Source organism: Mycobacterium sp. IS-1496 (assembly GCF_001499995.1).
In the GTDB taxonomy this organism is placed as follows: Bacteria; Actinomycetota; Actinomycetes; order Mycobacteriales; family Mycobacteriaceae; genus Mycobacterium.
The window spans coordinates 32,044-56,921 of record NZ_LQIU01000026.1 but is presented as its reverse complement, the minus strand read 5'-3'; the positions used below and the strand labels follow the sequence as shown (position 1 = coordinate 56,921).

Here is a 24,878-nt window from a genome sequence, read left to right as displayed (position 1 = left end):
CTCAGCCCTCCGGCGATTCGGTGAGTTCGGTTCGGTTGCGGCGCAACGTTTGCCGATCGGTGACCTCGTAGTAGGACATGGCGGTCAACGGCGGCGAGTAGGCGTGCACGCTGAGGGTGGGACCGCTGGTGACCTCGGGCGCCCACACCACGTCGTGCACCCAGCCGAGCGGGAACGCGGCCTGATCGCCTGCCGCGAGCCGTCGCCGTCGCAGACCTTCGCCGTCCCACCGGGTCTCGGACAGCGACCCGGACACCACGGTCAGCGCGCCGAGCGAACCACCGTGGTCGTGCAGTTCGGTCGACCGTTCCGGCACCCAGCTGATCAGCCAGATGTCGAGTTCGTCGTCACCGTGCAGCTTGGTGTACCAGCGGTCGTCGGTGGGGACGCCGCCGCGGGGCAGCAGGTGGTCGTAGCGCCCGCTGATCAGATCGTCGGCACCGCGGTCGGTGGCGTGCAGCAGGTCGGGAAGGCGCAACCGGGTGGGTGCGGAGACAGCGGGTACGGCAGGGGCAAGGGTGGGCACGGACATGACGGGAGCTCCAGAAGGCAGACGGGTCTGAGGGTGGGCGTCAGGCCCGACAACACTCCAGAACCGCGGTCCGCTCCGTCACGGCGGCCAGTGTTGCATAGATTGGGCCCATGCGCAGGTGCCTCCCCCGCCACTTCGCGGCCGTCGCCGTCGCCGGCGGCGTCGTCCTCACCGGCTGTTCGGGCGGCGGTGACGACGCTGCGGAGCCGTCGTCGTCGCAGGCCATGGCGTCACCGACGACCACACCCGCCCGCACCGCGGCCCCTGGTCAGGTCGGCGTCTCACCGGCCGGGGTGACGACGGCCGTCGGCGCCCCGGCGGAGTCCACCGAAGACGAGTACTTCCAGGCCTGCAACACGGCCCGGCTGTGGATGGCCGAACGCGGCGGCGACCTCAAAGCCCAGCTCGAGCCGTATCTCGCCGACCTACAGAAGTCCGATGCGCCGGGGCCGGGCACCTTCGGCGAGCCGTGGTCGAAGCTGAACCCTGCGCGTCAGGCCGCCGTGATCGTCGCCGCCGAGGCCGCCGCCGACGAACTCTGCGGCTGAGTTCGAATCACGCTGCGCGAAACGGGCGGACAATGGCCCCATGAGCAAACGCGTCGCTCTGGTACTGGGTAGTGGCGGCGCCCGCGGTTACGCGCACATCGGCGTCATCGAGGAACTGCGGGCACGCGACTACGAGATCGTCGGCATCTCGGGGTCGTCGATGGGCGCGCTGGTCGGCGGTCTGCAGGCGGCCGGCAAGCTCAACCAGTACTCGGAGTGGGCGAAATCCCTGACCCAGCGCGCGGTCCTGCGCCTGCTGGACCCTTCGCTCACCGCGCCCGGCGTGCTGCGCGCCGAGAAGATCCTCGACGCGGTCCGCGAGATGCTCGGTGAGGTCTGCATCGAAGACCTGCCGGTGCCGTACACCGCGGTCACGACGGATCTGATCGCCGGCCGATCGGTGTGGCTGCAGCGCGGTCCGGTGGACGCGGCGATCCGCGCGTCGATCGCGATCCCCGGCGTCATCACGCCCCACGTCCTCGACGGACGACTGCTGGCCGACGGCGGCATCCTCGACCCGCTGCCGATGGCACCGGTCGCCGCGGTCAACGCCGACGTGACGATCGCGGTGAGCCTCGGCGGCAGCGAGTCCGGCGGCTACGAACCCGACGTCAGTGAGGGGAATTCCACGGCCGACTGGCTGGACCGCCTGCTGCGCAGCACCACTGCGCTGCTGGACACGAAGTCGGCGCGCAGCGTGCTCGACACCCCGGCGGTGCGGTCGATGTTCAACCGCTTCGGCACCACCCCGGTGGACGAGGACGGGGAGACCACCGACGAGCACACCGAAACGGACGGCAGCGCCGACCAACTCGTCGACTCCGCCAAGGAGGTCGCGGTGCCGAAACTGGGCAGCTTCGAGGTGATGAACCGCACCATCGACATCGCCCAGGCGGCGCTGGCCCGCCACACCCTCGCCGCCTATCCGCCCGACCTGCTCATCGAGGTTCCCCGGTCAGCTTGTCGCAGTTTGGATTTCCACCGCGCAGCCGAGGTCATCGAGGTGGGCAGGCAGTTGGCCATCCGGGCGCTCGACCAGTTCGAGCAGCCGCGGTGCGCCTCGCCGCCTCAGACCTGACCGGCGAGGAAGCCGGCGACGTCGGCGGCCACCCGCCGGCCCTGCGCCCGGCCGGCCTGCGCGGACGGTATCCGGCACGCCGGGTCGAGCGGATTGGCGCCGAACGCCTCCAACGCCTGGTCGTCGGCGAAGACGCCGAACGTGGGAACCGGGAAGCCGTCCACCTCGGCGACGGCGCCGCTGCCGAACGGCGACGGCGACGACCGGCCGGACGGCACCAGCACCACCGCGGCGTCACAGTCCGCGGCCACGGCCATGTTGACGGTGCTGCCGACGCCGCCGTCCATGTAGCGCCGCGACCCGATCGTCACCGGCGGCCACACGCCCGGGACGGCGCAACTGGCGGCGACGGCGTCGACCAGGCTCACGCCCGAGGTCCGGTCGAGGGTGACGAGTTCCCCGGTGGCGGTGTCGATCGCCGTGACCCGGAGCTCCCGGTCGGGCCAGTCGTGGCTGGGCAGTCGCTGTTCGATGACCGCACGGCGCACGTCCTCGGCGACGGTCGGGGTGGACAGCGCGATCTCGCCGATGCGTCGCAGCTTCTGGGCGGTCGTCGCGTCCGGATCGGTCATCGCGGCCATGAACACGCCCATGATGGTCTCGATACTCACCCCGGGGTCGATCTCGGAGGACTCCGGGGTCGACTGCCGGTCGTACAGGGCCTCGATGCCGAGGCCGCTGCCGATCTGCGCGGCCACTGTCGACCCGGCCGACGTGCCGACCAGGACATCGCTTGCCAGCAGCGCCCTCGCGGTGTCCGGCGCCTCGTCGGCGATGCCGCGCAGCACCCCGGTCTCCCACGCGATGCCCGCGATGCCGCCACCGGCCAGCACCAGTGCTCGCTTCGTCACAGGCAGGCAGTGTGCCACGCATCGCACCGCCCTACCCTGTACGGGTGTCTCGCGTGCTCAGTGTCAACGTCGCCCGGCCGCGGCCGAACCCGGCTCGGGCCGGGAAGGTCACCGGTATCGACAAGGTGCCGACGGACGACGCTGTCCACGTGCGGGCGCCCGGCCCGCTGCGCACGGGGCTCGGCAGCGGTCTGCCGGGCGACGTGATCGGCAACCTGAAGCTGCACGGCGGTGATGACCAGGCGGTGTACGCCTATGCGCGCGAAGACCTCGACCACTGGCAGGCCGCGCTCGGAAGGCCGTTGATGGACGGCAACTTCGGCGAGAACCTCACCACCTCCGGCGTCGACGTCACCGGCGCGGTGATCGGCGAGCGGTGGCGGGTGGGTGGCGACGGTCTGCTCCTCGAGGTCACCTCGCCGCGGACGCCGTGCCGGACCTTCGCCGCGTTCCTCGGCATCCGGGGGTGGATCAGGACCTTCACCGAGGCCGCCGTTCCCGGCGCCTATCTGCGGGTGATCGAACCCGGCTCCGTGCGGGCGGGCGACGGCATCGAGGTGATCGAGCGGCCGGACAGTGAGGTCACGGTCGGTCTGGTGTTCCGCGCGATGTTCGGCGAACCGGACCTGCTGGCCCGGCTGCACGACGTCGACGCGCTTCCCGACGACATCAGGAAGCGCGCGGCCCGCGTCTGACTCAGCGCAGCGCTCCGGCCGCCCGTCCGCTGATCAACGGCAGATCGAGGTAGGTGGCGATGCCGGGAGCGGCGGCGCACACGGCGGTCACGGAGTTCACGCAGTGCGCGGCGGTCGCCACGATGCCGTTGTTGCTCTCCAGGCCCGCTTCGACACTGTCGGGTTGAAAACCCTTGACCGTCACCGTGAAATCCGGATTGCCGCGGACCTCCATCTCGTAGCGCTCCCCCGCCTCGCCGAACTCCCACGCGGGATCGAGGTTCTCCTCGCCCATCAGCCAGTTGACCGTCACACGGACGACGACCTCCCCGTCGACGGTCGCCTCCCAGTGGAACCGCCGCGCCGCGACCTGCCCGGGTTCGATGGCGCCGATCGGCGACTCGATCGCGGCAGTGGCGACGGCGATCTCCTGCGACGAGCGGATCACCGGGTCCGCCCGGAATCCCATCTTGTCGACGACCATGCGCACGGACTGGATGAACCCGCCGTCGAGCAGTTTCTGCATCGGCCCCGACAACGCCTTCTCCGGGGTGTCGCCGAAGCCCATCACGTAGCGCACCACGTCGGGGGCGTCGTAGGTGCGCAGGTCCGAGAACTCCTCGGCGCGGACGAACGTCACGCCCGTCGACATGATCGACATGACGAGCGGGAACTTCTCGCTGATCCCGCCGGGGGCGATCCCGGTTCCGTGCAGGGTGACGCCGCCCTCGATGGCGGCGGCGCGCAGCGGTGCGGCCTCCTTCTCCCCGGGGTAGAACCAGCCGACGGGGGTGACCACGTTCTTGCCCGATCGCAGCAGGGCGGCGACCTCCTTCGGGTCGGGCAGCAGCGGCGAGTAGATGACCGCGTCGGCGTCGAGAGCGAGGATGTCCTCGACACTGTCGGTGGCGGTGACCCCGACCGGGTCCGTCCCGATCAGCTCACCGACGTCCTTGCCCGCCTTGGCTTCCGAGTGCACCCAACAGCCGACGAGTTCGAGGTCCGGGTGCTCGAGGACACCGTTGATCGCGGCGACGCCCACGCCTCCGGTCGCCCACTGCACCACTCGTAACGCCATGGAACCTCCTCTTGACCCCGGAACTAGAACGCGTTCTATTGTGGTCTACACCACTTTCTGCCATCAGCGAAGGGAACGCCATGAAGGGCAACCGCGTGTTCGTCGTCGGGGTCGGGATGACGAAGTTCGAGAAGCCCGGCCGCAGGGAGGGTTGGGACTACCCGCAGATGGCGAAGGAGTCGGGCACCAAGGCGCTCGCCGACGCCGGCATCGAGTACTCGCAGGTGGAGCACGGCTTCGTCGGATACTGCTCGGGTGACTCCACCTCGGGTCAGCGGGCGCTCTACGAACTCGGCATGACCGGCATCCCGGTGGTCAACGTCAACAACAACTGCTCCACCGGGTCGACGGCGCTGTACCTGGCCGCTCAGACGATCCGCGGTGGCTTGGCCGACTGCACCATCGCGCTCGGCTTCGAGAAGATGCAGCCCGGATCGCTGGGGGGCGGGGCGAGCGACCGGGAGTCGCCGATGGGCCGCCACGTCAAGGCGATGGCCGAGATCGACGAGTTCGCGATGCCGGTGGCGCCGTGGATGTTCGGGGCGGCCGGCCGCGAGCACATGCGTCAGCACGGCAGCACCGCCGAGCATTTCGCGAAGATCGGCCACAAGAACCACAAGCATTCGGTCAACAACCCGTACGCCCAGTTCCAGGACGCGTACACCCTCGACGACATCCTGGGCGCGCGGATGATCTCCGACCCGCTGACCAAGCTGCAGTGCTCACCCACCTCGGACGGCTCCGGTGCGGCGATCCTGGCCGGCGAGGCGTTCGTCGACAAGCACGGACTCGCCGGGCAGGCGGTGGAGATCGTCGGCCAGTCGATGACCACCGACTTCGAGAGCACCTTCGACGGCAGCGCCAAGAACCTCATCGGCTACGACATGAATGTCAAGGCGGCTCAACAGGTCTACGAACAGTCGGGTCTCGGCCCCGGCGACTTCCAGGTGATCGAACTGCACGACTGCTTCTCGGCCAACGAACTGCTGCTGTACGAGGCGCTGGGCCTGTGCGGTGAGGGCGAGGCGCCCAAGCTGATCGACAACGAGGACACCACCTACGGCGGGCGGTGGGTGGTCAACCCGTCGGGCGGCCTGATCTCCAAGGGCCACCCGCTCGGCGCGACCGGTCTGGCGCAGTGCGCCGAGCTGACGTGGCAGCTGCGCGGCACGGCCGACAAGCGCCAGGTCGACAACGTCACCGCGGCGCTGCAGCACAACATCGGCCTGGGTGGTGCGGCGGTGGTCACCGCCTACCAGCGCGCCGACCGCTGAAACTGCGTCAGTTCGAACCGGCCGTGCCCCGATTCCGTCATCAGGGCAGGTCCGCCACGAGTCGGGGAAGCTTTCCCTTCCCACGAGCGATGTAGTGGGTGGACAATGAAACGGATCTGATCGGAGATCGGCCATGCGAACGAAGTGGGCAATCGTCACCGCGGCCGCGGCGGTGTGCGGGGTCATCGCGGCGCCGGCGGGCGTTGCCTCCGCGCAGGAGTCGGCACAGGACACCATCAACCGGTTGCAGCGGGAGGGATACACGGTCAACATCGACCGTGTCGGCAGCGCCCCACTGAGCGAATGTGTGGTGGCCAACATCCGTAATCCCCGCACCGTCACGTCGTTCAACCCGATCGACCGCATCGGCCTCGACGACGACATCACCGTGTTCGACCCGGTGGTCGTCAGCCGGTCGGTGTCGGTCACGCTGAACTGCGCGGGCTGAGACGCCGGAAGACCCGACCGGGAGCGGACACCGGTCGGGTCGTTCCGGGCGCGCGCTATGCCGGCGCGGGGACGCGCTCCTCGGCGCGCCGCTCCTCGACGGGGTGGTCGTCGACCATGGTGAGCTCGTCGAAGGGATCCTCACCGCGCAGCACCGCGTCCACCCGGTCCTTGTCGATGGTCCTGGTCCAGGAACCGACCAGGATGGTGGCCACCGCGTTGCCCGAGAAGTTGGTCACCGCACGGGCTTCCGACATGAACCGGTCGATGCCGACGATCAGGCCGACGCCGTCGAGCAGGTCGGGACGGTGGCTCTGCAGGCCTGCGGCGAGCGTCGCCAGCCCCGCACCGGTCACCCCCGCCGCGCCCTTGGAGGCGACGATCATGAACACCAGCAGCCCGATCTGCTCGGTCAGGGCGAGCGGATCACCCAGCGCGCCTGCGATGAACAGCGATGCCATGGTCAGGTAGATCGCCGTGCCGTCGAGGTTGAACGAGTACCCGGTCGGTACGACGACGCCGACGGTGCTGCGCTCCACTCCGAGGTGCTCCATCTTCGCGATGAGCCGTGGCAACGCCGACTCCGACGACGACGTGGAAACGATCAGCAGGTATTCGCGGGCCAGGTAGCGGACGAGCTTGAAGATCGAGACCCCGGCGACCGCCCGCATCAGCACACCGAGCACGCCGAAGACGAACACCGCGCAGGTCACGTAGAAGCCGAGCATCAGCGTGAGCAGTTGCGTGACTGCCGCCCAACCGGTTTGGCCGACGACGTTGGCGATCGCGCCGAATGCGCCGATGGGCGCCAGCCAGAGGATCATCACCAGGACCTTGAACACGAGCTTCTGCAGGTGCTCGACGCCGCGCAGGATCGGCTCACCCGGACGGCCCATCGCCTGCAGTGCGAAACCCACCAGCAGCGCGACGAACAACGCCTGCAGCACACTGCCCGCGGTCAGCGCCGACACCAGGGTGTCGGGGATGATGCCCTGCACGAAGTCCATCAGTCCCCCGGACTCGTGGGCCTTCTCGGCCAGTTCGACACCCTTGCCCGCCGCGCTCTCCGACAGGTTCATGCCGGTCCCCGGGTGCAGGATGTTGCCGACCACCAGGCCGATCGCGAGCGCGAAGGTGGACATCGCCAGGAAGTACGCGAATGCCAGCCCGCCGACCTTGCCGACGGTGGCCGCCTTGCGCACCGATCCGATGCCCAGCACGATCGTGCAGAAGATCACCGGCGCGATCATCATCTTGATCAGGTCGACGAACATGGTGCCGAGCACGCCGACGCTCTTGCCCACACCCGGTGCCAGGATGCCGACCGCCACGCCGGCCACCACGGCCACGATGACGGCGATGTAGAGCCAGTGCGTGCGGTCGCGCCGGGGCGTGCGGGTCTCGGGTGGTGGGTCCAGGGCGGCGGTCATGATTTCCTCCAGGTCGACATCGGGTGCGGTCTGCAAGTAGGTTCGGCCACGACGTGAGCCAGGTCACGTTTTAGTTCATTTCGTTCAGGCGGAGGTGGCGGTGACCCGTCCGTGGCCCCGGTGGATCGGCCGCTCGCGGCCCACATCGCTCGCTGGGCAGGCGATCGCCCTGCAGATCGTCGTGATCGCCGTCATCGTGCTCGCCGGCAGCACGCTGGCGCTGATCGACGCGCGGCGCGACGGCGACGAGGCCGCCCGCCAGCAGGTCGTCGGTATCGCCACCGCGCTCGCCGACTCGCCGTCGACCGCGCAGGCCATCGAATCCGGAAGTGCGACAGCGGTTCTGCAACCGGTCACCGAAGCGGTCCGCACGCAGACCGACATCGCGTTCATCACGATCATGGCGCCGGACGGCGTCCGGTTCACCCACACCGATCCGCAGCAGATCGGCGGCCGCTACCTCGGCACCACGGCACCCGCCCTGCGCGGTGAGACGTTCAGCGAGTTCTACACCGGAACGCTGGGCCCCTCGATCCGCGCCGTCGCACCGGTGCGCGACGACGGCGGACGCATCGTCGGCCTGGTGTCGGCGGGGATCACCCAGCAGACGCTGGCGCAGCGCTGGCGCGCGCAGGTGCCCACGATCGCCGCGGTGACGCTTGCGGCGGTGGCGATCTCGTCACTCGGCACATGGCTGATCCGGCGACGCCTCATGCGCCAGACGCACGGTCTGCGGCCCGACGAACTGCGCGTGATGTACGAACACCACGACGCGATCCTGCATTCGGTGTCCGAGGGGCTGATCGTGCTCGACCGCGACGGGGTGGCACTGGTCAACGACGAGGCCCGCCGTCTGCTCGGGTTACCGCCGGGGCCCATCGACACCACCGCGCTGCCCCGGTTCCTGCAGACCTCCGATCCCGGGGTTCGGGACGAGGTGCACGTGACCGACGAACGGGTGCTGGTGGTCAACCGCTCCAAGGTGGCCGGCTCCGATTCGGAGGTGGTGACGATCCGTGACCGCACCGAATTGCAGGGCGCGCTCGGCGAACTCAGCTCACTGCAGGTTCTCGCCGACTCGCTGCGCGCGCAGGCGCACGAGGCGGCCAACAAGCTGCACACCGTCGTCACCATGGTGGAGATGGGCCGTTCCGAGGACGCGGTGCGCTTTGCGACCCACGAACTCGAGTTGTCGCAGCGCCTCGTCGATCGGCTGTCGGAGGCCGTCGCCGAACCCGCCCTGGTGGCGTTGCTGCTGGGTAAGACGGCGCAGGCCGACGAACGGGGTATCGCGCTGACCGTCACCGAGGACACCCATCTGCCGTCGCACAGCGACGCTCTGTCGGGCCAGGAGATGGTCACCGTGCTGGGCAACCTCGTCGACAATGCGATGGACGCCTGCGATCGCGACGACCCGTGGGTGGAGGTGACGGTCAACCAGAACGAGGAGCGGTTGCTGATGCGGGTGGCCGACAGCGGTGCGGGGATGGACGCGGACACGTTCGCGCGGGCCATGCAGCGCGGGTACTCGACCAAATCGGGAGACGGGCAGGCGCATCACGGGCTGGGGCTGGCGCTGGTCGCACAGGTGGCGGCCCGGCACGGCGGTACGGTCACCGCCGACGTCACCTACGGTTCGGTGGTGACCGTGACGGTGCCGGTGGGGGCCTCGTGAGCGCACCGCCGATCTCGGTGCTCATCGTCGAGGACGATCCGTTGATCGCGGAGGCGCATCAGAGCTACCTGTCCCGGTTGGCCGGATTCGCCACGGCGGCGGTCGCGCACACCGCCCGTGACGCGATGCGCGCGGCGTCCGGTGCGGCCGCGGGTGCGCACCCCATCGATCTGGTGCTGCTCGACCTGGGCCTGCCCGACGCGACCGGCATCTCGCTGGCGTCGGCGCTGTCGGGATTGCGCCCGGCACCGGACATCATCGCGATCACCTCGGAGCGCGACCTGGAGATGGTGCGCGCGGCGGTGTCCCACGGCGCACTGGCGTATCTGCTCAAACCGTTCACGTTCGCCGCGTTCCGGGATCGGTTGGAGCGGTACCGGCGCTATCGCGAGGCGCTGCACGCGGGCATCGATGCGGCCAGCCAGGCCGAGGTGGACCGCGCGCTGGCCGAACTGCGGGGTTCCGCCGAACGTGCCGCGACACCCAAGGGCACGGCGCCCGGCACGAACGACGAGATCGCCAGGGCGGTGCGCGATTCCGACGAGGGGCTCACGGCCGACCAGGTCGCCACGCAGGTGGGCGTCTCCCGTGTCACGGCGTGGCGCTATCTCGAGCGGCTGGCCGACGACGGCACCGTCACCCGCCTCACCGACTACGGCAGGGCCGGCCGCCCGAAGACCCGCTACCAGTGGCGCTGACCGCTAGACGGCGGGCGTCAGCTCCCGCAGGTCCGGCCGGGCGATCGGATCGGTCGCGGCGGTCGCGGCGAACTGCGGGCGCGTGCGCGGTGCGGCCGACGGCACGGCCAGCGAGCTCATCACCCCGGCGAAGTCGGCCACAAACAGCCGGCGGCCGTCGTCGCGCACGGCCACGCAGGCCATGGTGGCGTCGCCGGTGATCTCGTCGATGACCTCGCTGGTCATCGCGTCGAACACGGCGACCCGGTCGTAGTCGACGACGTACACGCGGGCCTTGTCGGCGCTGACGGTCAACTGCGTGGGCGCACCGCCGATCGCGACCGAGTCGATGACCATGTTGGATCCGAGGTCGACGACGTCGATGCTGCCGCCGTGGCGACGGTCGGAACGCAGCACGTACGCCAGACCGTCGCGGCCGAGGGCGAGGTCGCGGATCGGCGAGAGCAGCCGCAGCCGCCTGACCACCCGTGCGGTCTCGGTGTCGATCGTCAGCAGCGCGCTGCCCGCCAGGCCGGTCGTGGCCGCGTAGAGCCGTCGTCCCGTGGCGTCGACCCGCACGGCGTCCACCGTGGTGCCGGGCCGGTAGGCGATGCCGATGGTGCCGAAGCGTTCCGCCGCGGTGTCGAGCACGGCGACGTCGACGTCGTGGTCGCCGGTGCGGCCGATGTAGAGCCGCTTGCCGTCGGGCGTGATGGTCATCGCCGTCGCGGTGAAGGCCAGCGGGTAGCGCGCGATGACGGCGCCCGCCCGCGTGTCGACCACGGTGACCGCATCGTCGTGCAGCGACGACGTGGTGACGTAGGCACGATCCTCGGCCACGGCGACGAGGCCGGGGTCACCGCCCACCGGAATCACCTTCGCGGAGCCGAGGGTGTCGGCGTCGATCACCGAGATCGAACGGTCCGTGGGGTTGGTCGTCACCACGAAGCCGGATGCGCTGTCGACGGCGATGTCGCCGACGGGTCCGCGTGGCAACACCGCGGCGTCGAGCACCGCGACCTGCGGGTCGTGTGCGGTCAGACCCGTCGTCGTCGCCTTCGGGGCGGCCACGGGCGTTTTCTTACGCGTGAAGATATTTGCCATGGTTCTCGGCACCTCCGCCGGCATGACGTGCACCGGCCGTTGAATTCAGTCGTTCATCGCGCCAGGACGGCGCGGTCCGAGCCGAGTCTAGCGACGGCGCAACCCACCGAATCCCGGCGATTTCGTCCTCTGTCCACCCGGCTTGCGCAGACTCTCAGAGCACGCTTAGGAAACTCTTCGTTACTGCGCTGTGACCTTTTCGTGGCGAATTGCATAGGATCGGTGACCTGCAGGTTAACGCGTTCGGCAAAACTCTCATGATCAAACATCCCGATGCCCGAAATCACGGTTTCTTACCTTTTCCGCCGAAAATGAGCGGCAGATCACACCGGGACACCCCAGCAAATTCGTCGCTGGCGCCCCGCTGGACGGCCCCGCCCCCGGCGCGCACCCGCGACGTGCCACGGCTGCCTCCGCGCCCGGTCACCGGGTATTCGCTGGCGAGACGGGCTACCGGATCTTCGCACCGCACCGCCGCGGAGCCGGCGGGTCGATCTCGAGGTGTCCGCCGGACCGCCGGTCTACTTGCGGCACATGTCCGGCGAGTCGCCGCGGACCGGTGCGCCGACGGGCACCGTGTAGGTGGCGACGACCCCGGCGTCGTGCGGTGCGGTGTTGGCCACCCGGTGCGCGAGGCCGGCCGGGATGAACACGGCCTGCCCGGCCCTGTACGGCACGACGGCGCAGTCGGCGGCGGTCTGCAACTCGACCGTCCCGTCGGTGATCACCGAATGCTCCGGACCGGGATGGGTGTGCCAGCCACTGCTCGAGCCGGGCCGCATCTGCAGATCCTGCACGAGCAGCGTGCTCTGCTGACCGGGCGCCGTGGTTATCGACACCGACTGTCCCGTGTCCCCCTTCGCGATGTCGGTACGCACCACGTCACCTTCCGGTGGTGTGGCGGCGGCCGAGCCGGGCAGCGCCGCCAGGCCGATCACCGCGGCGAATACCACACCCCAACTCCGACGTCCGTCCATCACTTCCCCCTTCGGCGGTCAGGCTCCGGGCAGCGCGGGCACCGGTGACACGCCGGCCGGCGGGACGGCCGGTGGAACGGCCGGCGCCGGGAGCACCGGGGCGGCGGGCGGGGGTGGCGGCGGAGCGACCCCCACCCCGAGCACCCGCAGCAGGTCCGGTTTCATCGCCTGCAACTGCGAACCCCAGTATCCCCAACTGTGGGTGCCCTTCGGAGGGAAGTTGAACACCGCGTTGTGCCCACCGGCGGCCAGGTACTTCTGCTGGAACTCCTTGTTGGTCGACAGCGTGATGTTCTCCAGGTATCCCGCGCTGAAGTTGCCGCCGAAGTCGGTGCCGGTGTCGAGATCCGAGGCCACGCCGCCGCCGCAGTAGACCCACAGCGCGGTGCCGTTCGCGGCCAGCCTGCCGACGTTGACCATGGGATCGTTTCGGCGCCAGGCGACGTCGCTGGTGGGCCCCCACATGTTCTTCGGGTTGAAGCCGCCGGCATCCCTCATCGCGAAACCGATCAACGTGGGCCACAACCCGGCGGACGGGTTGAGATAGCCCGACAGCGAGCTCGCGAAGATGAACTGAGCCGGATACCAGGTCGCCAGGTTCAACGCCGCTCCACCCGACATCGACAGTCCCACAACGGCATTGCCGCGCGGGTCCTGACCCCGGTTGGCCGCCAGCCAGCCCGGCAGCTCCTGGGTCAAAAAGGTCTCCCACTTGTAGGTCACCGGCCCGGCGTTGCTCGCGGCGGGCTCGTACCAGTCGGCGTAGAAGCTCGACTGCCCGCCGACCGGCATCACGACCGACACGCCGGACTCGTGGAACCACTCGAACGCCGCGGTGTTGATGTCCCAGCCGTTGGCGTCCTCCTGGGCGCGCAGCCCGTCGAGCAGATACACCGAATGCGGTCCGCCGCCCTGGAATTGGACGCGAATCGGGCGTCCCATCGCCGGTGAGGGCACCTCGAGGGTCTCGATGGGCAAACCGTCGCGGGAGTACGCGGTCGCGGCCGGCGCCGTCGTCAACGACACCGACAGCAGTGCGGTGAGCAGCACCGCACCCAAGACCCGTGTCCATCTCCTGCCGTCGAATCGCTGTGCCACCGCTTCTCCATCTCGTCTCCGGACGTCGGCGACGCTAACAGCGGCCCGGCGACGCATCGCCGGTGAAGCGCGGGCCTTGACCCGCTTGTTATCAGACCTTGCGGAGACTGTGAGGTTGCGGTTCGACGGTGCCGGTGAGGCCGAGGTCGCCCAGCGCCTCGGTGACGACCTCGCGCAGTGCGTCTTTCGCGTTGCGTCCGCCGGGCCGCCAGGCCGCCACCGTGACCGACACCAGCCCACCCAGCCGGCAGGAGCCGACGAACAGCAGGCCGCCCGATTTGTCCAGAATGGTCGTGGTGATCTTCGGTTCGACGATGCGCGGCGCCATGAAGGCGGCGTCCGTACCGTCCGGCCGGTTCACCACGGGGTTCAGGTCACCGAGGTTCGAGCATCCGATCGGGGCGCCCCGTTCGACGATCATCGACTCGAGCCTGCGGACGAGCAGTCGAGGTGTGAGCGGCGTCAGCGGAAGCGGTTCGAGCAACTCGTTGGGCTTCTCCCGCAGCGCGGCGAATTCGCGTTTCATGGTGGCGCGCAGTTCGGTGAGATCGGTGGTGACCCGCACCGGGTCCGCCTTCATCCGCGCCTCGGTCAGGGCGTTGCCCCGGGTGTCGCCTGCGACGCGTTCGCTGACGGGATAGGACAGTGTCACCAGACCGGCGTCGTCGGTGCGGCCCAGCAGGTGTCCGAGGCGTGCGGCGAAACCGGCCAGCAACGAATTACTGTTGCCGCCCAACTCTTTTGCGCGGGCATCCCACTGGTCGGTGTCGACCAGCGTCACCACGCACGGCGCCACCACCGTGCGTGTCTCACCGGTAACCGTCTGCGCGCGCGCCGAGGACATCGACGACGCCAGGTCGTCGCGCTGCGACCGGGCCACCCGCACGGTGGCGGCCACCGCCCGCCCCATGTCGGGGAGGGCCCGGACCGCCTGTCGGGCGTCCTCGGCGATCGCCTGCCTCCGGCTGCGCGACGACGGTGGCGGGTATCCGAGGTCGCGCCGCACACCGGTGGCCGCATCGGAGACCGCCTCGCAGATGGCCAACCCGTCCCCGGTGGTGTGTGACACCACCAGGCTGACTGCCGCACCCCCGCCGACCAGCGGTTGGACCCCGAGGTGCCACTGCGGTCCGAACTCGGGGTCGATGGGCATGGCGGCCCGCTCGTCGGCCCACGTCCACACGTCGTGGCGCGGCCGGTCGTCGGCGGCGATGTCGAGGTCGACGGGTCCGGTGGACGCCACCCAGCGATGCCTGCCGAACGGCAGCGGCGAACGTTCGACACGGCGGCCCAGCAGACCGTGGCCCAGGTTGCGGTGGAACCGGCGGAGGCCTTCGATGTCGACGGGGCTGTCGTAGACCCAGGTGAACTGGATGAGAGGCCCCCGGCCGAGCGCCCGCAGCCCGAGAAACGATGCCTGGTCGATGTAGGCGAGCGTGTTGTCCACCCACGTCACTCTAATCACGGCGGCCCGCGGGTCATCGGACATCACCCGATGACGCGCCAATCAGGTTGTGGCGCTTGGCCTCAGGACGAGGCCGACTTCGCAGGAGCCGCGGTGCGGATCAGGCTGCACCGCCACGGAGTACCGGCGGCCCGCTCGAGCCGCGTTGGCGTCGACGACCTCCTGGATCAGTCCCTGTTGGATACCGCGCACGACCTCGGGGGAGTCGACGGCGATCTCGGCCAGCGGGCAGGCGCAGATCTGGATGGTCACCTCCCCGAACGCGTCGGTGACCGAACGGATCTGGAAGCCGAGCTGGCCCAGTGCGCCCACGACGACGTCGACGACGGAGTCCTCGCCGGCGACCTCGGTGAGCCGGACCCGACGGGCGAGATCCGCGCCGATGCGCACGGCCCGCTCCTCCCGCTCGCCGGGGGTGCCGCCCAGGTGGGTGGCGAACAGAGCGACGATGTCGGCGTAGTCGAGCCTCGGCGCCAGTTCGTAGGTGAGGCGCGGACGTCCGACGCCTCCGCTGCGCGCCCCTCCCCCGCGGCGGATCGCCCCCTGACGCTCGAGAGTGGTCAGGTGGAACCGCGCTGTGGTGACGTGGATGTCGAGGGCGTCGGCCACCCGTCTGGCGTCCACCGGCCCGCCGGCGCTGCGCACCAGGCTGAGGACCCGCTGCCGCTGCAGACCGGCGGCGCGCTCCGACGCCGACTCAGTCGACGGTCTGTCGACGCCGCTGCCGGGCAATCGCTCTCCTCGGTCGCTCACCAGGAATGCCGGTGACATCCTCCCACGCCGGGCACAGTCCCATCAGGGCAGGAAGGTCACCAGGATCGAACTCGGCCGCACCGCGACCACGGCGTGCGGGACGTTGCGATCGACGAACACCAGCCCGCCCGCGCCGAGCGAATCGGTGCGTCCCTCACAGGTGACCTCGATCTCGCCCGAGAGGACGTGAACGTAGATCGGGTGCGCGGTCGCGTGTTCGGACAGCGCGGCCCCTTCGGCGAGCGCGATGTTGACCGCGCGGACGTCGCCGGCCTGGTGGACCACCTTGCTGGCGGTCGACCGGCCCTCCTCCTGCGGTGGGGGCAGGTGTTCCGCGCCGCCTGCGTAGACAACGTCGTAGGTCATGGCCGGCCGGCCTTCGGCTTGACGGCGATCACGCCGACAGCGGTCAGGTGGTCGCGGTAGTTCGTGAAGGTGCGCCTCATCGACAGGACCCGCTTGCGCGCGGCGCCCCGGGTGATGAGGTTGCCGACGATGCGCAGGACGCCGAGGAACCCCTCGTCGGCGAGTACACGAGCGGGTTGCAGCAGCGCCATCGGCGCCCGGTCCACGGTGATCACCCGGAAGCCGGAGGCGGTGAGCAGATCCGTCCACTCCTGGACCGTCAGCGGGCGGGCGTTGACCTTGATGGACCGGGCGAGGTCGCGCCGGATGGCGTCTTTGGTCTCGACGGCGAGCGTGTCGGGGGTCAGGCCGAGTTCGTGGATCGCGTACCGACCGCCGGGCCGCAGGATCCGGAACGCCTCGTCGAGGATCGCCTTCTTCGCCTTCCCGCCCTGCATCGTCAGCATCGCCTCACCGATCACGACGTCGGCGCTGTCGTCGCCGAGCCCGGTCGCGGCCGCATCCGCCACCACGACCCGGCCGCCGGCGGGGGCGACGACCGCCTCGACCGTCGACATGGAGGCGGCGTTGTCGTCGACGCCGACGTAGGACTTCGGATTCGACGCGACGATGTCGCGGGCGGTCCGACCCAGCCCGGGACCGAGTTCCACCACGTCGGCGCCGGTGATCTTCGCGGCGGCCAGCACGCGCGAGGTCAGTTCCAGACCGCCTGGGCGCAGCACCCTCTTGCCCAGCCGCGCCAACAGCCAGTGCCCAGGGACGTCGGCGTCGGAACGCTGGGCCAGGGGTAGCGAACTCTTGTCCGTCATCGATTGACCACTTTCTTGTCGGGCAGCCCGGGGGCCACGGGGACGAACAGCGTCCACAGCCACGGGGTTTCGGCGGTGCTCACGGCTTCGGCCCGCACCGCGTCCGGGGCCTGGGTGGCCACGAGCAGGTGGATCTGGGCGCTCAACTCCTCGAGCGTCGGCACCGGAGAGGTGAGCGCGAACCCGGGTTGCGCGTGCGCCGGCTGCGCCACCGCGGCCATCACGGTCAGCGTGGCCACCGTCGCCGCGATCACCCGAAAAAACGCTCTCACCTGCGGCTCCTGCATTTGAAGGAAGATTGTCCTCCGAATGGTAGGGGTGGCCCCAGGGGTCGACAAGACCTACGTCCGCGCCTCAGCGGGGGTTCGCGCGCAACCGTGTGGGGTGATCACGGCACCCGGCCGGGCCGTCAGTCGTGCTCCCCCAACCGGACGACCAGCGGTTCGAGGTCGGCGAGCTGTTCACTCATCCGCTGCAGGGTTTCCGTGACCGGCGGCCTGCCGCGGTGTTCGTCGCAGGCTTTCTGCCAACCCAGCCGCCACATGCGCGCGGCCAGCAGATCCCCCGCGTACGGGCAGTCGATGGTGTGGGGAAATGCCGCCTGCCCCTCGCGATAGATGCGCACAAGTCGGTGACTCATGGAACGGACGCTAACGCCGTCCTGTGACATCACGTCTGCAGTCGCCGCCCGCGGACGGTCTCCAGCGCCAGGTAGGTGGTTGCCGCGGCGATACCGCCGGCCAGCCACGACAGGTCGACGCCGCCGAGGGCGGTCGCGATCGGTCCCTGCAGCAGCGGCGTCATGCCGTACATGAACATCCAGGTGAACAGGATGCCGACGCCGAGCGCCAACAGTGCCGTCGGCCGCACCGTCGGAAGGAGCCCCGCGCCGGGCGGAGCCAGGAGCGCCTCGGGGTCGACCTGCCGCCGCGCGATCACGAACCAGTGCACGAGGACCACCGCGGCCCACGGCGCCACCCAGCCGACGATGCCGATCAGCCAGCTGTCGATCATCAGCGCGAAGTCGCCGTTGTACACGAAGAGCACGACCCCGGCCATGGCGACGGCGCCGATGACGAGGTTGAGGATCCGGCGGTCGATGTGGATGTCGAGCGCCTGGGTCGAGACCGTGCACGTGTAGATGTTCAGGATGTTCGTGGCCAGCGGTCCGTGCACGACGAGCAGCAGGACCGGGATGGCCAGTACGCCGTAGGCGTCGACGATGATCTCACCCGGGTCCGCGGACGAGCTGAGCGTCGCCAGCGTCGCGCCGAGGGCGCCCAGCCAGACCACCGGGATGAACTGGCCCAGCGCACTGGCCGCGAACAGTTTGCGTGCGGGCACGGTGGTGGACACGAATCGCGAATAGTCGGCCGCGTAGCCGAACCAGGTGACACCCCAACCGATTCCGATGGCCGTCATCACCGCGGACAGGGCCGCGATGTGCTCTCCGGTGGTCAGCGTCGCGTCACCGGCGTACCCCCACTCGACGTCGAGGCCGAACCAGGCGACCGCCGTCATCGCGACCAGGATCGCCACGGTGGGCGGCACGGTCCAGCGTTCGAACGCCGCGATCACCCGGTAGCCGAACCAGGCGATCACCACCTGGATCACCATGATGGTGGCGCCCACCGCGATCCGCGGACCGTGGGCGGTGCTCTCAGGATCGACGATGCCGATGCGGCCGAGCAGCGCCATCACCAGGTCGAGCACGATCCAGGTGTTCACCGCGCACCACCCCATGCACACGATCGCCTGCACGGCGGCGGGTACGTAGGCGCCGCGGCGTCCGAAGATGGCGCGCGACAACACCATTCCGGTCACCCCGGTGCGCTGCCCGATCACGACGAAGATGCCGAACAGCGACATCCCGATCAGGTTGCCGACCGCGAGCACCGCGATCGTCTCCCACAGGCCCAGGCCCATCGTGACGCCGAGGGCGCCGAGCACCCAGTTGATCGGCGCGATGTTGGCACCGGCCCAGATCCAGAACTGCCCGCGTACATCGGTCGTCCTGCCGGACTCCGGGATGACGGTGAGGTCGGATTCGAGGCGCTCGGTGACCTCGGGGGTCGGCTCGCCGGTGGCGACAGCGGACATGGCGGTTCCTGTTCTCCGATGAGAGGCCAGCCGCGCCGTTGCGGTGTCCATCCTTCAGCGATGTGGTGACGATCCTCGATAGTTTTACATCGCCCGTTCACTTTCCGCTCACCATCACGCAGCGCGCTGTCGGTTCGGATGCTGCAATGGGCGCATGCCGAAAACACCGACGGGCGTGCTGCGGCTCGCAACCGCCGCGGTCCTGGCCGCGGTGGTGGCGGCACCGGTCGCTTCCGCCCAGCCCGAGCCGACGGCACCGGCGGATTTCGTCTCGCTCGGCGACGTCGATCCGTCGATCCTGTTGGACATCCGCTACGTCACACCGCACAACTTCACCGGCGCCCCGGTCGACGGGTACCGGGCTCCGCTGTGCCTGCTCACCCGCCCGGCGGCCGACGCGCTGCGGCGTGCACAGCAGGAGTTCACGGCGCAGGGCTACTCGCTGAAGGTCTACGACTGCTACCGGCCGCAGCGCGCCGTCGACCAGTTCGTCGCCTGGGCGAACGACCTGCCCGATCAGCGGATGAAGGCGGAGTTCTACCCGCGTGTGGACAAGACGCGGCTGTTCGCCGACGGTTACATCGCCGACAACTCGGGGCACAGCCGGGGCAGCACCGTCGACCTCACGCTCGTCGCGCTGCCCGCGCGAGAGCAGCTGCCGTTCCTGCCGGGACAGCCACTGGTCGACTGTGCCGCACCGGTCTCGCAGCGCTTCGGAGACAACACGATCGACATGGGCACCGGCTACGACTGCTTCGACACCCTGGCGCACACGCTCGATCCGCGGGTGCAGGGTGAGCAGTTGAAGAACCGGCTGCTGCTGAAGGAGGGGCTCGAGGAGCAGGGGCTGGTGAACTACGAGAAGGAGTGGTGGCACTTCACGTTCAAGCCGCAGACGTATCCGGACACCTACTTCGACTTCCCCGTCGACCCGTCCTCGCTGACGGGTTAGGCCACCGGCAGGAGCACCGACCGCGTCGGCTGCCACAGCGACACCGGGATGATCGCCGGCCGCGAGGTCGCCACCGGGGTGCCGAGGACGGTGGCGGTGGCGCGGCCCTTGCGGGTCGGGATCTCGACACGCGAGCCGGGTAGCCCGTAGATGCCGGTGCAGTCGGCGCCGGTGCAGGTCCCGGTGTCGGCGTCGATGCGGCCGGCGAACATGTCGTTGATCCAGCCGGCCATCAGATGCTGTGCGGCAGGCGGGTTCTGGGGTTCGGGGAACCCGGCGACGAGGTAGGCGGACAGCTGGATGACGGGGTTGCCGCCGAGCATCGAATCCATGTGCACGCCGCCGTTGAGTTCGACACCGTGGAACTTCCCGGCCCGGCCCGCATTCAAGGCCTGGGTGATGTTGCTGGTCGAGTTCAGGTAGTTGGTCGGCGCGTGCAGTTCGAGGAACGGGACGTAGGTGCCGGTGGCGTCCAACGCCTGCAGCGAGTTCCCCACGATGTCGGTGCGCGGCGGGACACCGTCGAGGGAGATCACACCGGCGAGGTGGTTGGCTTCCCCGTTGGCGGTGACGAACCGGGCGTAGTGACCCGAGGCCCCGGCCACCAGGCCGCCGCCGAGGGAGTGGCCGACCAGGACGAAGTCCTGCGGGAGGGTGGCGGTGGCGCCGTAGCGGGTGGTGTAGCCGGCGGCCACGGCGCTCGCGTTGAGCGCCTCGCGGTCGCCGGTGAACAGTTCGGCGACGGCGCGGTACATGGGGTCGCCCCCGAGCCAGAAGTCGTCGGTCCGAAACGGGTTCGAGGTCAGCGTGGGTGCGACCACGACACTGTTGGTGCGCTCGGCGAGGTAGGCGGCGGTGTGGCTGTACATGGTGCCGTTGGCGAGGAACCCGTGCTGCAGATAGATGATGCGCGTGGGCGGTTCGTCGGTGTCGGGGAAGTACCAGTCGGCGCTCACCCGGCGGCCGTCGGCGATCTCCAGCGTCGACGTGCGGACGGTCACGGTGCTGCCCGGCGGCAGTTGCGGCGGCCCGGTGATCACCTTCGTGACGGCGCCGAGGAAGTCGAAGACGACGGAGCCGAACGCCTTGACCACCGGCGGCAGCTGATCTATGAACCCGAACGGTGACGGCAGCGGGGACGGCAGCGCCGGGACGGTCAGTGGTGCGACGAAATCGTGTGCAGGAGCATCAAATTCGTCCTGCCGACCCACCCTCGCCGCGGCGGAGTCCGCTTCGAACATCGCGGTCGCTGTCGGCTCGAGTTCGTCCGCCACGGCGACGTCGTCGACGGGTAAGTTCCCGACGGGCTCGTTCTCGACGGGCTCGTTCTCGACGGGCTCGTTCTCGACGACGGGGTTCGTGTCCGTCGGCTCGTCGGCGGGTTTCTCGTCGCGCGGTTCTGCATCGACCGGTTCTTCGCCAACCGGTTCTTCGTCAACCGGTACTTCGTCGACCGGTTCTTCGTCAACCGGTTCTTCGTCAACCGGTTCTTCGTCGACCGGTTCTTCGTCGACAGGCCGCTCGTCGAGCGTCTCTTCGTCTTCGGCTTCTTCAGCTTCGGGCTCGGGGTCGTCGTCGAGGGTGGTCGTGTCGTCGGCGGCATCCGGGCCGGGATTCGTCTGCTCGGAACTCGAGGCGGGGGACGGACCAGGACCGTCGGCCTCCGTCTCGGCGGCGGCAGCCCCCGCGCCGGCCAGCGCAGCCGCCGACACACCCGCGGTGACCACACCGATCCCCAGCCAGATCGGAATGCGCTCCATCCTCAACCCCCGTCTCGCGGCGTCCGCCGAGACGGATGGTGGCACAGGTCAGCGTGGTGGAGGGGCGGTTTCGCGGGGTGGGCGGCGCCGGATCAGCGACCGCCGTCGCAGCAGGCCTCTCCGCGCCAGGCCTCGCGGCCTTCCTTGACCGCCACGGCGGCGATCACCAGCGCGGCGACCGGGTCGGCCCACGACCACCCGAAGGCGCTGTTGAGCACCAGTCCCGCCAGCAGGACCGCCGACAGATACGTGCACAGCAGCGTCTGCTTGGAGTCGGCGACGGCCGAGACCGAACCCAGTTCGCGACCCGCTCGCCGCTGGGCCCAGGACAACACCGGCATGATCGCCAGGCTCACGGCGGCCAGCACGATGCCGACCGTCGAGTGCCGCGCTTCACCGATGCCGAACAGTGCGCGAACGGAGTCCACCGTCACGAACGCCGCCAGCCCGAAGAAGGAGAACGCGATGACGCGCAGGGCGAGCTTCTCGCGCGCTTCGGGATCACGGCCGGCGAACTGCCAGGCCACTGCCGCGGCGGACGACACCTCGATGACCGAATCCAGCCCGAACCCGATCAGCGCCGACGACGACACCCGCGCACCCTCGGTGAGCGCGACAATCGCCTCGACGACGTTGTACGAGATGGTCGCCGCGACGAACCACCGGATGCGCCGCGCCAGGAGGTCGCGCCGGTGTGCCGTCAGAATCCGATCGGCAGGCATCAGCAGCACTCGCACCCGTTGCCGTCGTCCCCGGCGCAGCAGCAGTTCGGGTCGACGGCCAGCACCAGTCCCATCAGATCGTTGAGCGCGGCGCCGATCCGCCCGTCGGCCAACTCGTAACGGGTGCGCCGCCCTTCCGGCACCGCGGTCACCAGACCGCAACCGCGAAGGCAGGCCAGATGATTCGACAGGATCTGGCGGCTGACGCCGAGCCGATCGGCCAGTTCCGAGGGGTAGGCCGACGATCGGTTGAGCTCGAGCATGATCCGCGTTCGAGTGATGTCCGACAGCGCATGCCCGAAGCGCGCCAGGGAGTCGGTGTGGGTCAGCGTCGGCATGCGCCGACAGTACATCCGAATCTGTACAGTTGTCACCCTCCGCACACCCGCACGCCGTGGGAGTTCGGGCCGCGTCACATGTGGGTATGCCGGAGCAGAGCGAACGGGTCCGACGAGGAGGCGCGCAATGGTGGGTCTGGGTGTGGTGTTGCTGATCTTGGCCGCTGTGGCCGTACTGGTCGGCCTGGTCTTCTACGGCAACGGTGTGGGGACGGTCCCCGACCAGCCCATGCGTGACGCGACCGCCACCCGGCGGGGCGTCTCCCGGATCGCGTGGTCGGATCTCTTCTCGACGATGAAGACCTCGGTCAAGGGAGCCACCGATTCCGATGCCGACCGGCGTCAGCGGTCGGCCTCGATGGGGGCGTTCCTCGTCCTCGTCGGTTTGATCCTGGTGGTCCTCGCGATCGTCTCGTTCCTCACCGCCATGCTGTGACCACCGGTTGACCGGGTCAGCCGTTGGCCGGAGGGTTCGGGTTCTCCGGGCTGGGGCTGACGGTCGTCGTCGTCGGCGGTGTCGTCTCGGTGACCGTGGTGGTGGCGGTGGTGGTCGGACTGGGGCTCGTGGTCGGCGGCGGAGTCGTCGTCTCGGTGACCGTGGCGGGCGGGACGGGCGCGACCGTGGTGGTGACCGTCGACGTGGAGGTCGACGTCGACACCGACGTCTCGGTGCTCGCCGGGCTGATCACGCCGCAGGCGATGCGGGTGTCGGCGCCTTCGGTCGAACCGGGCATGTCGGAGCCCTGGTGGAGGAGGATCGACGAGCCGTCGGGGCCTTTGAGCTGCTCCTCGGTGAACGCGTCGGTGGTGGCGACGAGCTTGCCCGCCCCGTCGGAGCGCACCAGCAGGGGCGGCAGGTCGCCGCTGGCCGGCATGCCGGTCCTGCCCTCGGCCTGGAAGTGCTCACCGGCCGAGGCGAAGTCCCCCGTCGGTCCGCCGTTGGGTGCGGGCGAGTTCGGCTCGCACCGGCCGAACTGGTGGATGTGCAAACCGTGGAAGCCCGGCGACAGGGTGCCGTCGCCGACGGTTTCCACAGTCACGGTGGCGAATCCGCCGGCGAAGTCGATGGTGGCGTCGGCGACCGCGTTGCCGTCGGTCGTCTTGATCTGGGTGGTCAGTGCCGCCGGGGCGGCCCCTGACGTGGTGGAGGTGGACTCACCCTCCCCCGATTCGTTTCCGCAAGCGGTCAGGACGGCGGCGGGCGCGGCGAGCAAAGCGATGGCGACGGTGACATGCTTGTTCATGGTCGGTCTTCTACCCTTGCGACGACGCAAAGAAACCGCCGATGGGCTCGATCCGCGCCGGCGACACCAGCGCCAGGTTCATGGCCGCAGCCGTTGCGGGGCCGACGATGCCGTCGACCTTGAGTCCGTGAGTCCGCCGCTGGAACTCCCTGACGGCAGCCTCGGTCTGCGGGCCGTAGATGCCGTCGGCCGCCAGATGTCCCGCGTACGCGGAGTAGTTCGCCTTGAGCAGGCGCTGCAGCCGCGCCACCTGAGGTCCCCGGGATCCGCGGGTGAGCAGGACGTCGGCGTACTGACCGACCGGAACGGGCGGTCTCGGCGTCGGCGCCGGATGGGGGATGCTGCCGATGCGGGCCTGGATGTCGGCCCGGAGAATGGTCATGTCGATGGCGCCCGGATCCCATTTGCCTTGCGCGCGGCCGGCGTACTCCTTGTGTCCTATTGTGCGACTCGAATTCTGCGCGAGCCGCCGATTGATCGCGGCACAGCACCGGACGAGCGCGTCGTACTGGGCGTCGGGCCAATTCGTGCGGTGCGGCGCCGTTGGGCTGGTTCCGCTGTTGGCGCACTCGATTCCCACGGTGTGCCAGTTGCCCATGTTGGTCGGCAGCCATGGGTACATTCCGACGCCCGCATGCCACGCGACTCCGGCCGCCACCACGGTCACGGTGCCGTCCCGTGCGATGTGCAGCTGCGACAACGGCCCACGGAGGTCGGGCCTGCCGTCGGCGATGGAGGCGGCGCTGGCGGTGTCGGATCCGGTGTGATGGACCATCACGCCACGGATGTCCTTCATGTCACCGTGGCCGCGATCGCGCCAACCGGGATACTCCACGAGCCGAACCCCCTCGGCGCGCAGCACGTCTGCGAGCCAGACCGGGTCACCGGTCCACGGTCGTGCCTCGGCCACGGGATTCCTCTCGCCT

The 24,878-nt window shown here is 69.6% G+C and carries 28 protein-coding genes; 9 read left to right on the top strand and 19 right to left on the bottom strand.

Annotation, left to right across the window (positions count from 1 at the left end; genetic code table 11):
* Window position 1: 1 nt before the first annotated feature.
* The gene (locus AU195_RS15310) at window positions 2-532 is read right to left on the bottom strand and encodes a cysteine dioxygenase (protein WP_059159907.1); all 531 of its coding nucleotides are present in this window, start codon (window positions 530-532) and stop codon (window positions 2-4) included.
* A 110-nt stretch (window positions 533-642) separates the two neighbouring features.
* Here AU195_RS15310 and AU195_RS15305 point away from each other — a divergent pair, with 110 nt between their 5' ends.
* Window positions 643-1,080: a lipoprotein LpqV gene (locus tag AU195_RS15305; protein WP_059159906.1), complete on the top strand. Its 438-nt coding sequence runs from the start codon at window positions 643-645 to the stop codon at window positions 1,078-1,080.
* A gap of 40 nt (window positions 1,081-1,120) precedes the next feature.
* Complete coding sequence (locus AU195_RS15300; protein ID WP_059159905.1) at window positions 1,121-2,158, top strand: patatin-like phospholipase family protein; 1,038 nt, start codon at window positions 1,121-1,123, stop codon at window positions 2,156-2,158.
* On the opposite strand, the gene AU195_RS15295 is transcribed toward AU195_RS15300, so the two are convergent.
* Window positions 2,149-3,015 carry a patatin-like phospholipase family protein gene (locus AU195_RS15295; protein ID WP_172800595.1) on the bottom strand — a complete coding sequence of 289 codons (867 nt, stop codon included), beginning with the start codon at window positions 3,013-3,015 and terminating at the stop codon, window positions 2,149-2,151. The genes AU195_RS15300 and AU195_RS15295 overlap by 10 nt on opposite strands.
* A gap of 38 nt (window positions 3,016-3,053) precedes the next feature.
* On the opposite strand from AU195_RS15295, the gene AU195_RS15290 reads away from it, so the two are divergent.
* Complete coding sequence (locus AU195_RS15290) at window positions 3,054-3,704, top strand: MOSC domain-containing protein (protein ID WP_059159903.1); 651 nt, start codon at window positions 3,054-3,056, stop codon at window positions 3,702-3,704.
* A 1-nt stretch (window position 3,705) separates the two neighbouring features.
* Here AU195_RS15290 and AU195_RS15285 read toward each other — a convergent pair whose 3' ends face one another.
* Window positions 3,706-4,761 carry an NAD(P)H-dependent amine dehydrogenase family protein gene (locus AU195_RS15285; protein ID WP_059159902.1) on the bottom strand — a complete coding sequence of 352 codons (1,056 nt, stop codon included), beginning with the start codon at window positions 4,759-4,761 and terminating at the stop codon, window positions 3,706-3,708.
* 80 nt (window positions 4,762-4,841) lie between these two features.
* On the opposite strand from AU195_RS15285, the gene AU195_RS15280 reads away from it, so the two are divergent.
* Both AU195_RS15280 and AU195_RS15275 read left to right on the top strand, forming a co-directional pair.
* Window positions 4,842-6,035 carry a lipid-transfer protein gene (locus AU195_RS15280; protein ID WP_059159901.1) on the top strand — a complete coding sequence of 398 codons (1,194 nt, stop codon included), beginning with the start codon at window positions 4,842-4,844 and terminating at the stop codon, window positions 6,033-6,035.
* A 133-nt stretch (window positions 6,036-6,168) separates the two neighbouring features.
* Window positions 6,169-6,483: a glycoside hydrolase family 12 protein gene (locus tag AU195_RS15275; RefSeq protein ID WP_059159900.1), complete on the top strand. Its 315-nt coding sequence runs from the start codon at window positions 6,169-6,171 to the stop codon at window positions 6,481-6,483.
* A 55-nt stretch (window positions 6,484-6,538) separates the two neighbouring features.
* Here AU195_RS15275 and AU195_RS15270 read toward each other — a convergent pair whose 3' ends face one another.
* Window positions 6,539-7,912 carry a cation:dicarboxylate symporter family transporter gene (locus AU195_RS15270; protein WP_059159918.1) on the bottom strand — a complete coding sequence of 458 codons (1,374 nt, stop codon included), beginning with the start codon at window positions 7,910-7,912 and terminating at the stop codon, window positions 6,539-6,541.
* A 94-nt stretch (window positions 7,913-8,006) separates the two neighbouring features.
* Between AU195_RS15270 and AU195_RS15265 the strand changes: the two genes are divergently transcribed.
* Both AU195_RS15265 and AU195_RS15260 read left to right on the top strand, forming a co-directional pair.
* Window positions 8,007-9,587 carry a sensor histidine kinase gene (locus tag AU195_RS15265; protein WP_059159899.1) on the top strand — a complete coding sequence of 527 codons (1,581 nt, stop codon included), beginning with the start codon at window positions 8,007-8,009 and terminating at the stop codon, window positions 9,585-9,587.
* Complete coding sequence (locus AU195_RS15260; RefSeq protein WP_059159898.1) at window positions 9,584-10,285, top strand: response regulator; 702 nt, start codon at window positions 9,584-9,586, stop codon at window positions 10,283-10,285. The genes AU195_RS15265 and AU195_RS15260 overlap by 4 nt, the downstream gene beginning before the upstream one ends.
* A 3-nt stretch (window positions 10,286-10,288) precedes the next feature.
* On the opposite strand, the gene AU195_RS15255 is transcribed toward AU195_RS15260, so the two are convergent.
* The 10 genes from AU195_RS15255 to AU195_RS15210 all read right to left on the bottom strand — a co-directional run bounded on the left by AU195_RS15255 (window position 10,289) and on the right by AU195_RS15210 (window position 18,936).
* A complete protein-coding gene (locus AU195_RS15255) occupies window positions 10,289-11,368 on the bottom strand; it encodes an MmpL3/TtfA transport complex stabilizer (protein WP_059159917.1) in 1,080 nt (359 codons plus the stop codon).
* 521 nt (window positions 11,369-11,889) lie between these two features.
* Window positions 11,890-12,345, bottom strand: coding sequence for a cupin domain-containing protein (locus tag AU195_RS15250; RefSeq protein ID WP_059159897.1), 456 nt, complete (start codon window positions 12,343-12,345; stop codon window positions 11,890-11,892).
* Between the two features lie 18 nt (window positions 12,346-12,363).
* Window positions 12,364-13,443 carry an esterase family protein gene (locus AU195_RS15245; RefSeq protein ID WP_059159896.1) on the bottom strand — a complete coding sequence of 360 codons (1,080 nt, stop codon included), beginning with the start codon at window positions 13,441-13,443 and terminating at the stop codon, window positions 12,364-12,366.
* Between the two features lie 91 nt (window positions 13,444-13,534).
* Complete coding sequence (locus AU195_RS15240) at window positions 13,535-14,890, bottom strand: hypothetical protein (protein WP_286149266.1); 1,356 nt, start codon at window positions 14,888-14,890, stop codon at window positions 13,535-13,537.
* 60 nt (window positions 14,891-14,950) lie between these two features.
* Window positions 14,951-15,640: a FaeA/PapI family transcriptional regulator gene (locus AU195_RS15235; RefSeq protein WP_059159895.1), complete on the bottom strand. Its 690-nt coding sequence runs from the start codon at window positions 15,638-15,640 to the stop codon at window positions 14,951-14,953.
* A gap of 63 nt (window positions 15,641-15,703) precedes the next feature.
* Complete coding sequence (locus AU195_RS15230) at window positions 15,704-16,027, bottom strand: cupin domain-containing protein (protein ID WP_059159894.1); 324 nt, start codon at window positions 16,025-16,027, stop codon at window positions 15,704-15,706.
* On the bottom strand, window positions 16,024-16,836 hold the full coding sequence (locus tag AU195_RS15225; protein WP_059159893.1) for a class I SAM-dependent methyltransferase: 813 nt from the start codon (window positions 16,834-16,836) through the stop codon (window positions 16,024-16,026). Before AU195_RS15225 ends, AU195_RS15230 begins: the two co-directional genes overlap by 4 nt.
* Entirely contained in the window at window positions 16,833-17,108 is a 276-nt protein-coding gene (locus AU195_RS15220; RefSeq protein ID WP_157531143.1) for a hypothetical protein, read from the bottom strand. The genes AU195_RS15225 and AU195_RS15220 overlap by 4 nt, the downstream gene beginning before the upstream one ends.
* A 137-nt stretch (window positions 17,109-17,245) precedes the next feature.
* The gene (locus AU195_RS15215; RefSeq protein WP_286149265.1) at window positions 17,246-17,476 is read right to left on the bottom strand and encodes a ribosome modulation factor; all 231 of its coding nucleotides are present in this window, start codon (window positions 17,474-17,476) and stop codon (window positions 17,246-17,248) included.
* A 29-nt stretch (window positions 17,477-17,505) separates the two neighbouring features.
* Window positions 17,506-18,936, bottom strand: coding sequence for a cytosine permease (locus tag AU195_RS15210; protein ID WP_059159890.1), 1,431 nt, complete (start codon window positions 18,934-18,936; stop codon window positions 17,506-17,508).
* 154 nt (window positions 18,937-19,090) lie between these two features.
* Here AU195_RS15210 and AU195_RS15205 point away from each other — a divergent pair, with 154 nt between their 5' ends.
* Window positions 19,091-19,888, top strand: a complete 798-nt coding sequence (locus AU195_RS15205; protein WP_059159889.1) for a M15 family metallopeptidase — start codon at window positions 19,091-19,093, stop codon at window positions 19,886-19,888.
* Here the strand turns inward: AU195_RS15205 and AU195_RS15200 are convergent.
* The 3 genes from AU195_RS15200 to AU195_RS15190 form a co-directional block, all read right to left on the bottom strand.
* Window positions 19,885-21,648 (bottom strand): alpha/beta hydrolase family protein, encoded by a 1,764-nt coding sequence (locus AU195_RS15200; RefSeq protein WP_059159888.1) that lies wholly within the window; start codon window positions 21,646-21,648, stop codon window positions 19,885-19,887. The genes AU195_RS15205 and AU195_RS15200 overlap by 4 nt on opposite strands.
* A gap of 92 nt (window positions 21,649-21,740) precedes the next feature.
* Window positions 21,741-22,370, bottom strand: coding sequence for a cation efflux transmembrane domain-containing protein (locus AU195_RS15195; protein ID WP_059159915.1), 630 nt, complete (start codon window positions 22,368-22,370; stop codon window positions 21,741-21,743).
* Entirely contained in the window at window positions 22,370-22,708 is a 339-nt protein-coding gene (locus AU195_RS15190; RefSeq protein ID WP_059159887.1) for an ArsR/SmtB family transcription factor, read from the bottom strand. The genes AU195_RS15195 and AU195_RS15190 overlap by 1 nt, the downstream gene beginning before the upstream one ends.
* A gap of 127 nt (window positions 22,709-22,835) precedes the next feature.
* Between AU195_RS15190 and AU195_RS15185 the strand changes: the two genes are divergently transcribed.
* Entirely contained in the window at window positions 22,836-23,144 is a 309-nt protein-coding gene (locus AU195_RS15185) for a hypothetical protein (RefSeq protein ID WP_059159886.1), read from the top strand.
* 16 nt (window positions 23,145-23,160) lie between these two features.
* Here the strand turns inward: AU195_RS15185 and AU195_RS15180 are convergent, their stop codons facing one another.
* Both AU195_RS15180 and AU195_RS15175 read right to left on the bottom strand, forming a co-directional pair.
* Window positions 23,161-23,952 (bottom strand): superoxide dismutase family protein, encoded by a 792-nt coding sequence (locus AU195_RS15180; RefSeq protein WP_172800594.1) that lies wholly within the window; start codon window positions 23,950-23,952, stop codon window positions 23,161-23,163.
* Window positions 23,953-23,962: 10 nt separating this feature from the next.
* Complete coding sequence (locus AU195_RS15175; protein WP_059159885.1) at window positions 23,963-24,862, bottom strand: peptidoglycan recognition protein family protein; 900 nt, start codon at window positions 24,860-24,862, stop codon at window positions 23,963-23,965.
* Window positions 24,863-24,878: the final 16 nt, after the last annotated feature.

Excerpts from the sequence above, each read along its gene's own strand:
- AU195_RS15255 (WP_059159917.1), bottom strand. The coding sequence starts at position 11,368 with ATGGCAAATATCTTCACGCGTAAGAAAACGCCCGTGGCCGCCCCGAAG.
- AU195_RS15185 (WP_059159886.1), top strand. The coding sequence starts at position 22,836 with ATGGTGGGTCTGGGTGTGGTGTTGCTGATCTTGGCCGCTGTGGCCGTA.
- AU195_RS15210 (WP_059159890.1), bottom strand. The coding sequence starts at position 18,936 with ATGTCCGCTGTCGCCACCGGCGAGCCGACCCCCGAGGTCACCGAGCGC.
- AU195_RS15230 (WP_059159894.1), bottom strand. The coding sequence starts at position 16,027 with ATGACCTACGACGTTGTCTACGCAGGCGGCGCGGAACACCTGCCCCCA.
- AU195_RS15190 (WP_059159887.1), bottom strand. The coding sequence starts at position 22,708 with ATGCCGACGCTGACCCACACCGACTCCCTGGCGCGCTTCGGGCATGCG.
- AU195_RS15310 (WP_059159907.1), bottom strand. The coding sequence starts at position 532 with ATGTCCGTGCCCACCCTTGCCCCTGCCGTACCCGCTGTCTCCGCACCC.
- AU195_RS15195 (WP_059159915.1), bottom strand. The coding sequence starts at position 22,370 with ATGCCTGCCGATCGGATTCTGACGGCACACCGGCGCGACCTCCTGGCG.
- AU195_RS15270 (WP_059159918.1), bottom strand. The coding sequence starts at position 7,912 with ATGACCGCCGCCCTGGACCCACCACCCGAGACCCGCACGCCCCGGCGC.
- AU195_RS15285 (WP_059159902.1), bottom strand. The coding sequence starts at position 4,761 with ATGGCGTTACGAGTGGTGCAGTGGGCGACCGGAGGCGTGGGCGTCGCC.
- AU195_RS15275 (WP_059159900.1), top strand. The coding sequence starts at position 6,169 with ATGCGAACGAAGTGGGCAATCGTCACCGCGGCCGCGGCGGTGTGCGGG.
- AU195_RS15200 (WP_059159888.1), bottom strand. The coding sequence starts at position 21,648 with ATGGAGCGCATTCCGATCTGGCTGGGGATCGGTGTGGTCACCGCGGGT.
- AU195_RS15225 (WP_059159893.1), bottom strand. The coding sequence starts at position 16,836 with ATGACGGACAAGAGTTCGCTACCCCTGGCCCAGCGTTCCGACGCCGAC.
- AU195_RS15205 (WP_059159889.1), top strand. The coding sequence starts at position 19,091 with ATGCCGAAAACACCGACGGGCGTGCTGCGGCTCGCAACCGCCGCGGTC.
- AU195_RS15305 (WP_059159906.1), top strand. The coding sequence starts at position 643 with ATGCGCAGGTGCCTCCCCCGCCACTTCGCGGCCGTCGCCGTCGCCGGC.
- AU195_RS15300 (WP_059159905.1), top strand. The coding sequence starts at position 1,121 with ATGAGCAAACGCGTCGCTCTGGTACTGGGTAGTGGCGGCGCCCGCGGT.
- AU195_RS15180 (WP_172800594.1), bottom strand. The coding sequence starts at position 23,952 with ATGAACAAGCATGTCACCGTCGCCATCGCTTTGCTCGCCGCGCCCGCC.
- AU195_RS15280 (WP_059159901.1), top strand. The coding sequence starts at position 4,842 with ATGAAGGGCAACCGCGTGTTCGTCGTCGGGGTCGGGATGACGAAGTTC.
- AU195_RS15215 (WP_286149265.1), bottom strand. The coding sequence starts at position 17,476 with ATGAGTCACCGACTTGTGCGCATCTATCGCGAGGGGCAGGCGGCATTT.
- AU195_RS15250 (WP_059159897.1), bottom strand. The coding sequence starts at position 12,345 with ATGGACGGACGTCGGAGTTGGGGTGTGGTATTCGCCGCGGTGATCGGC.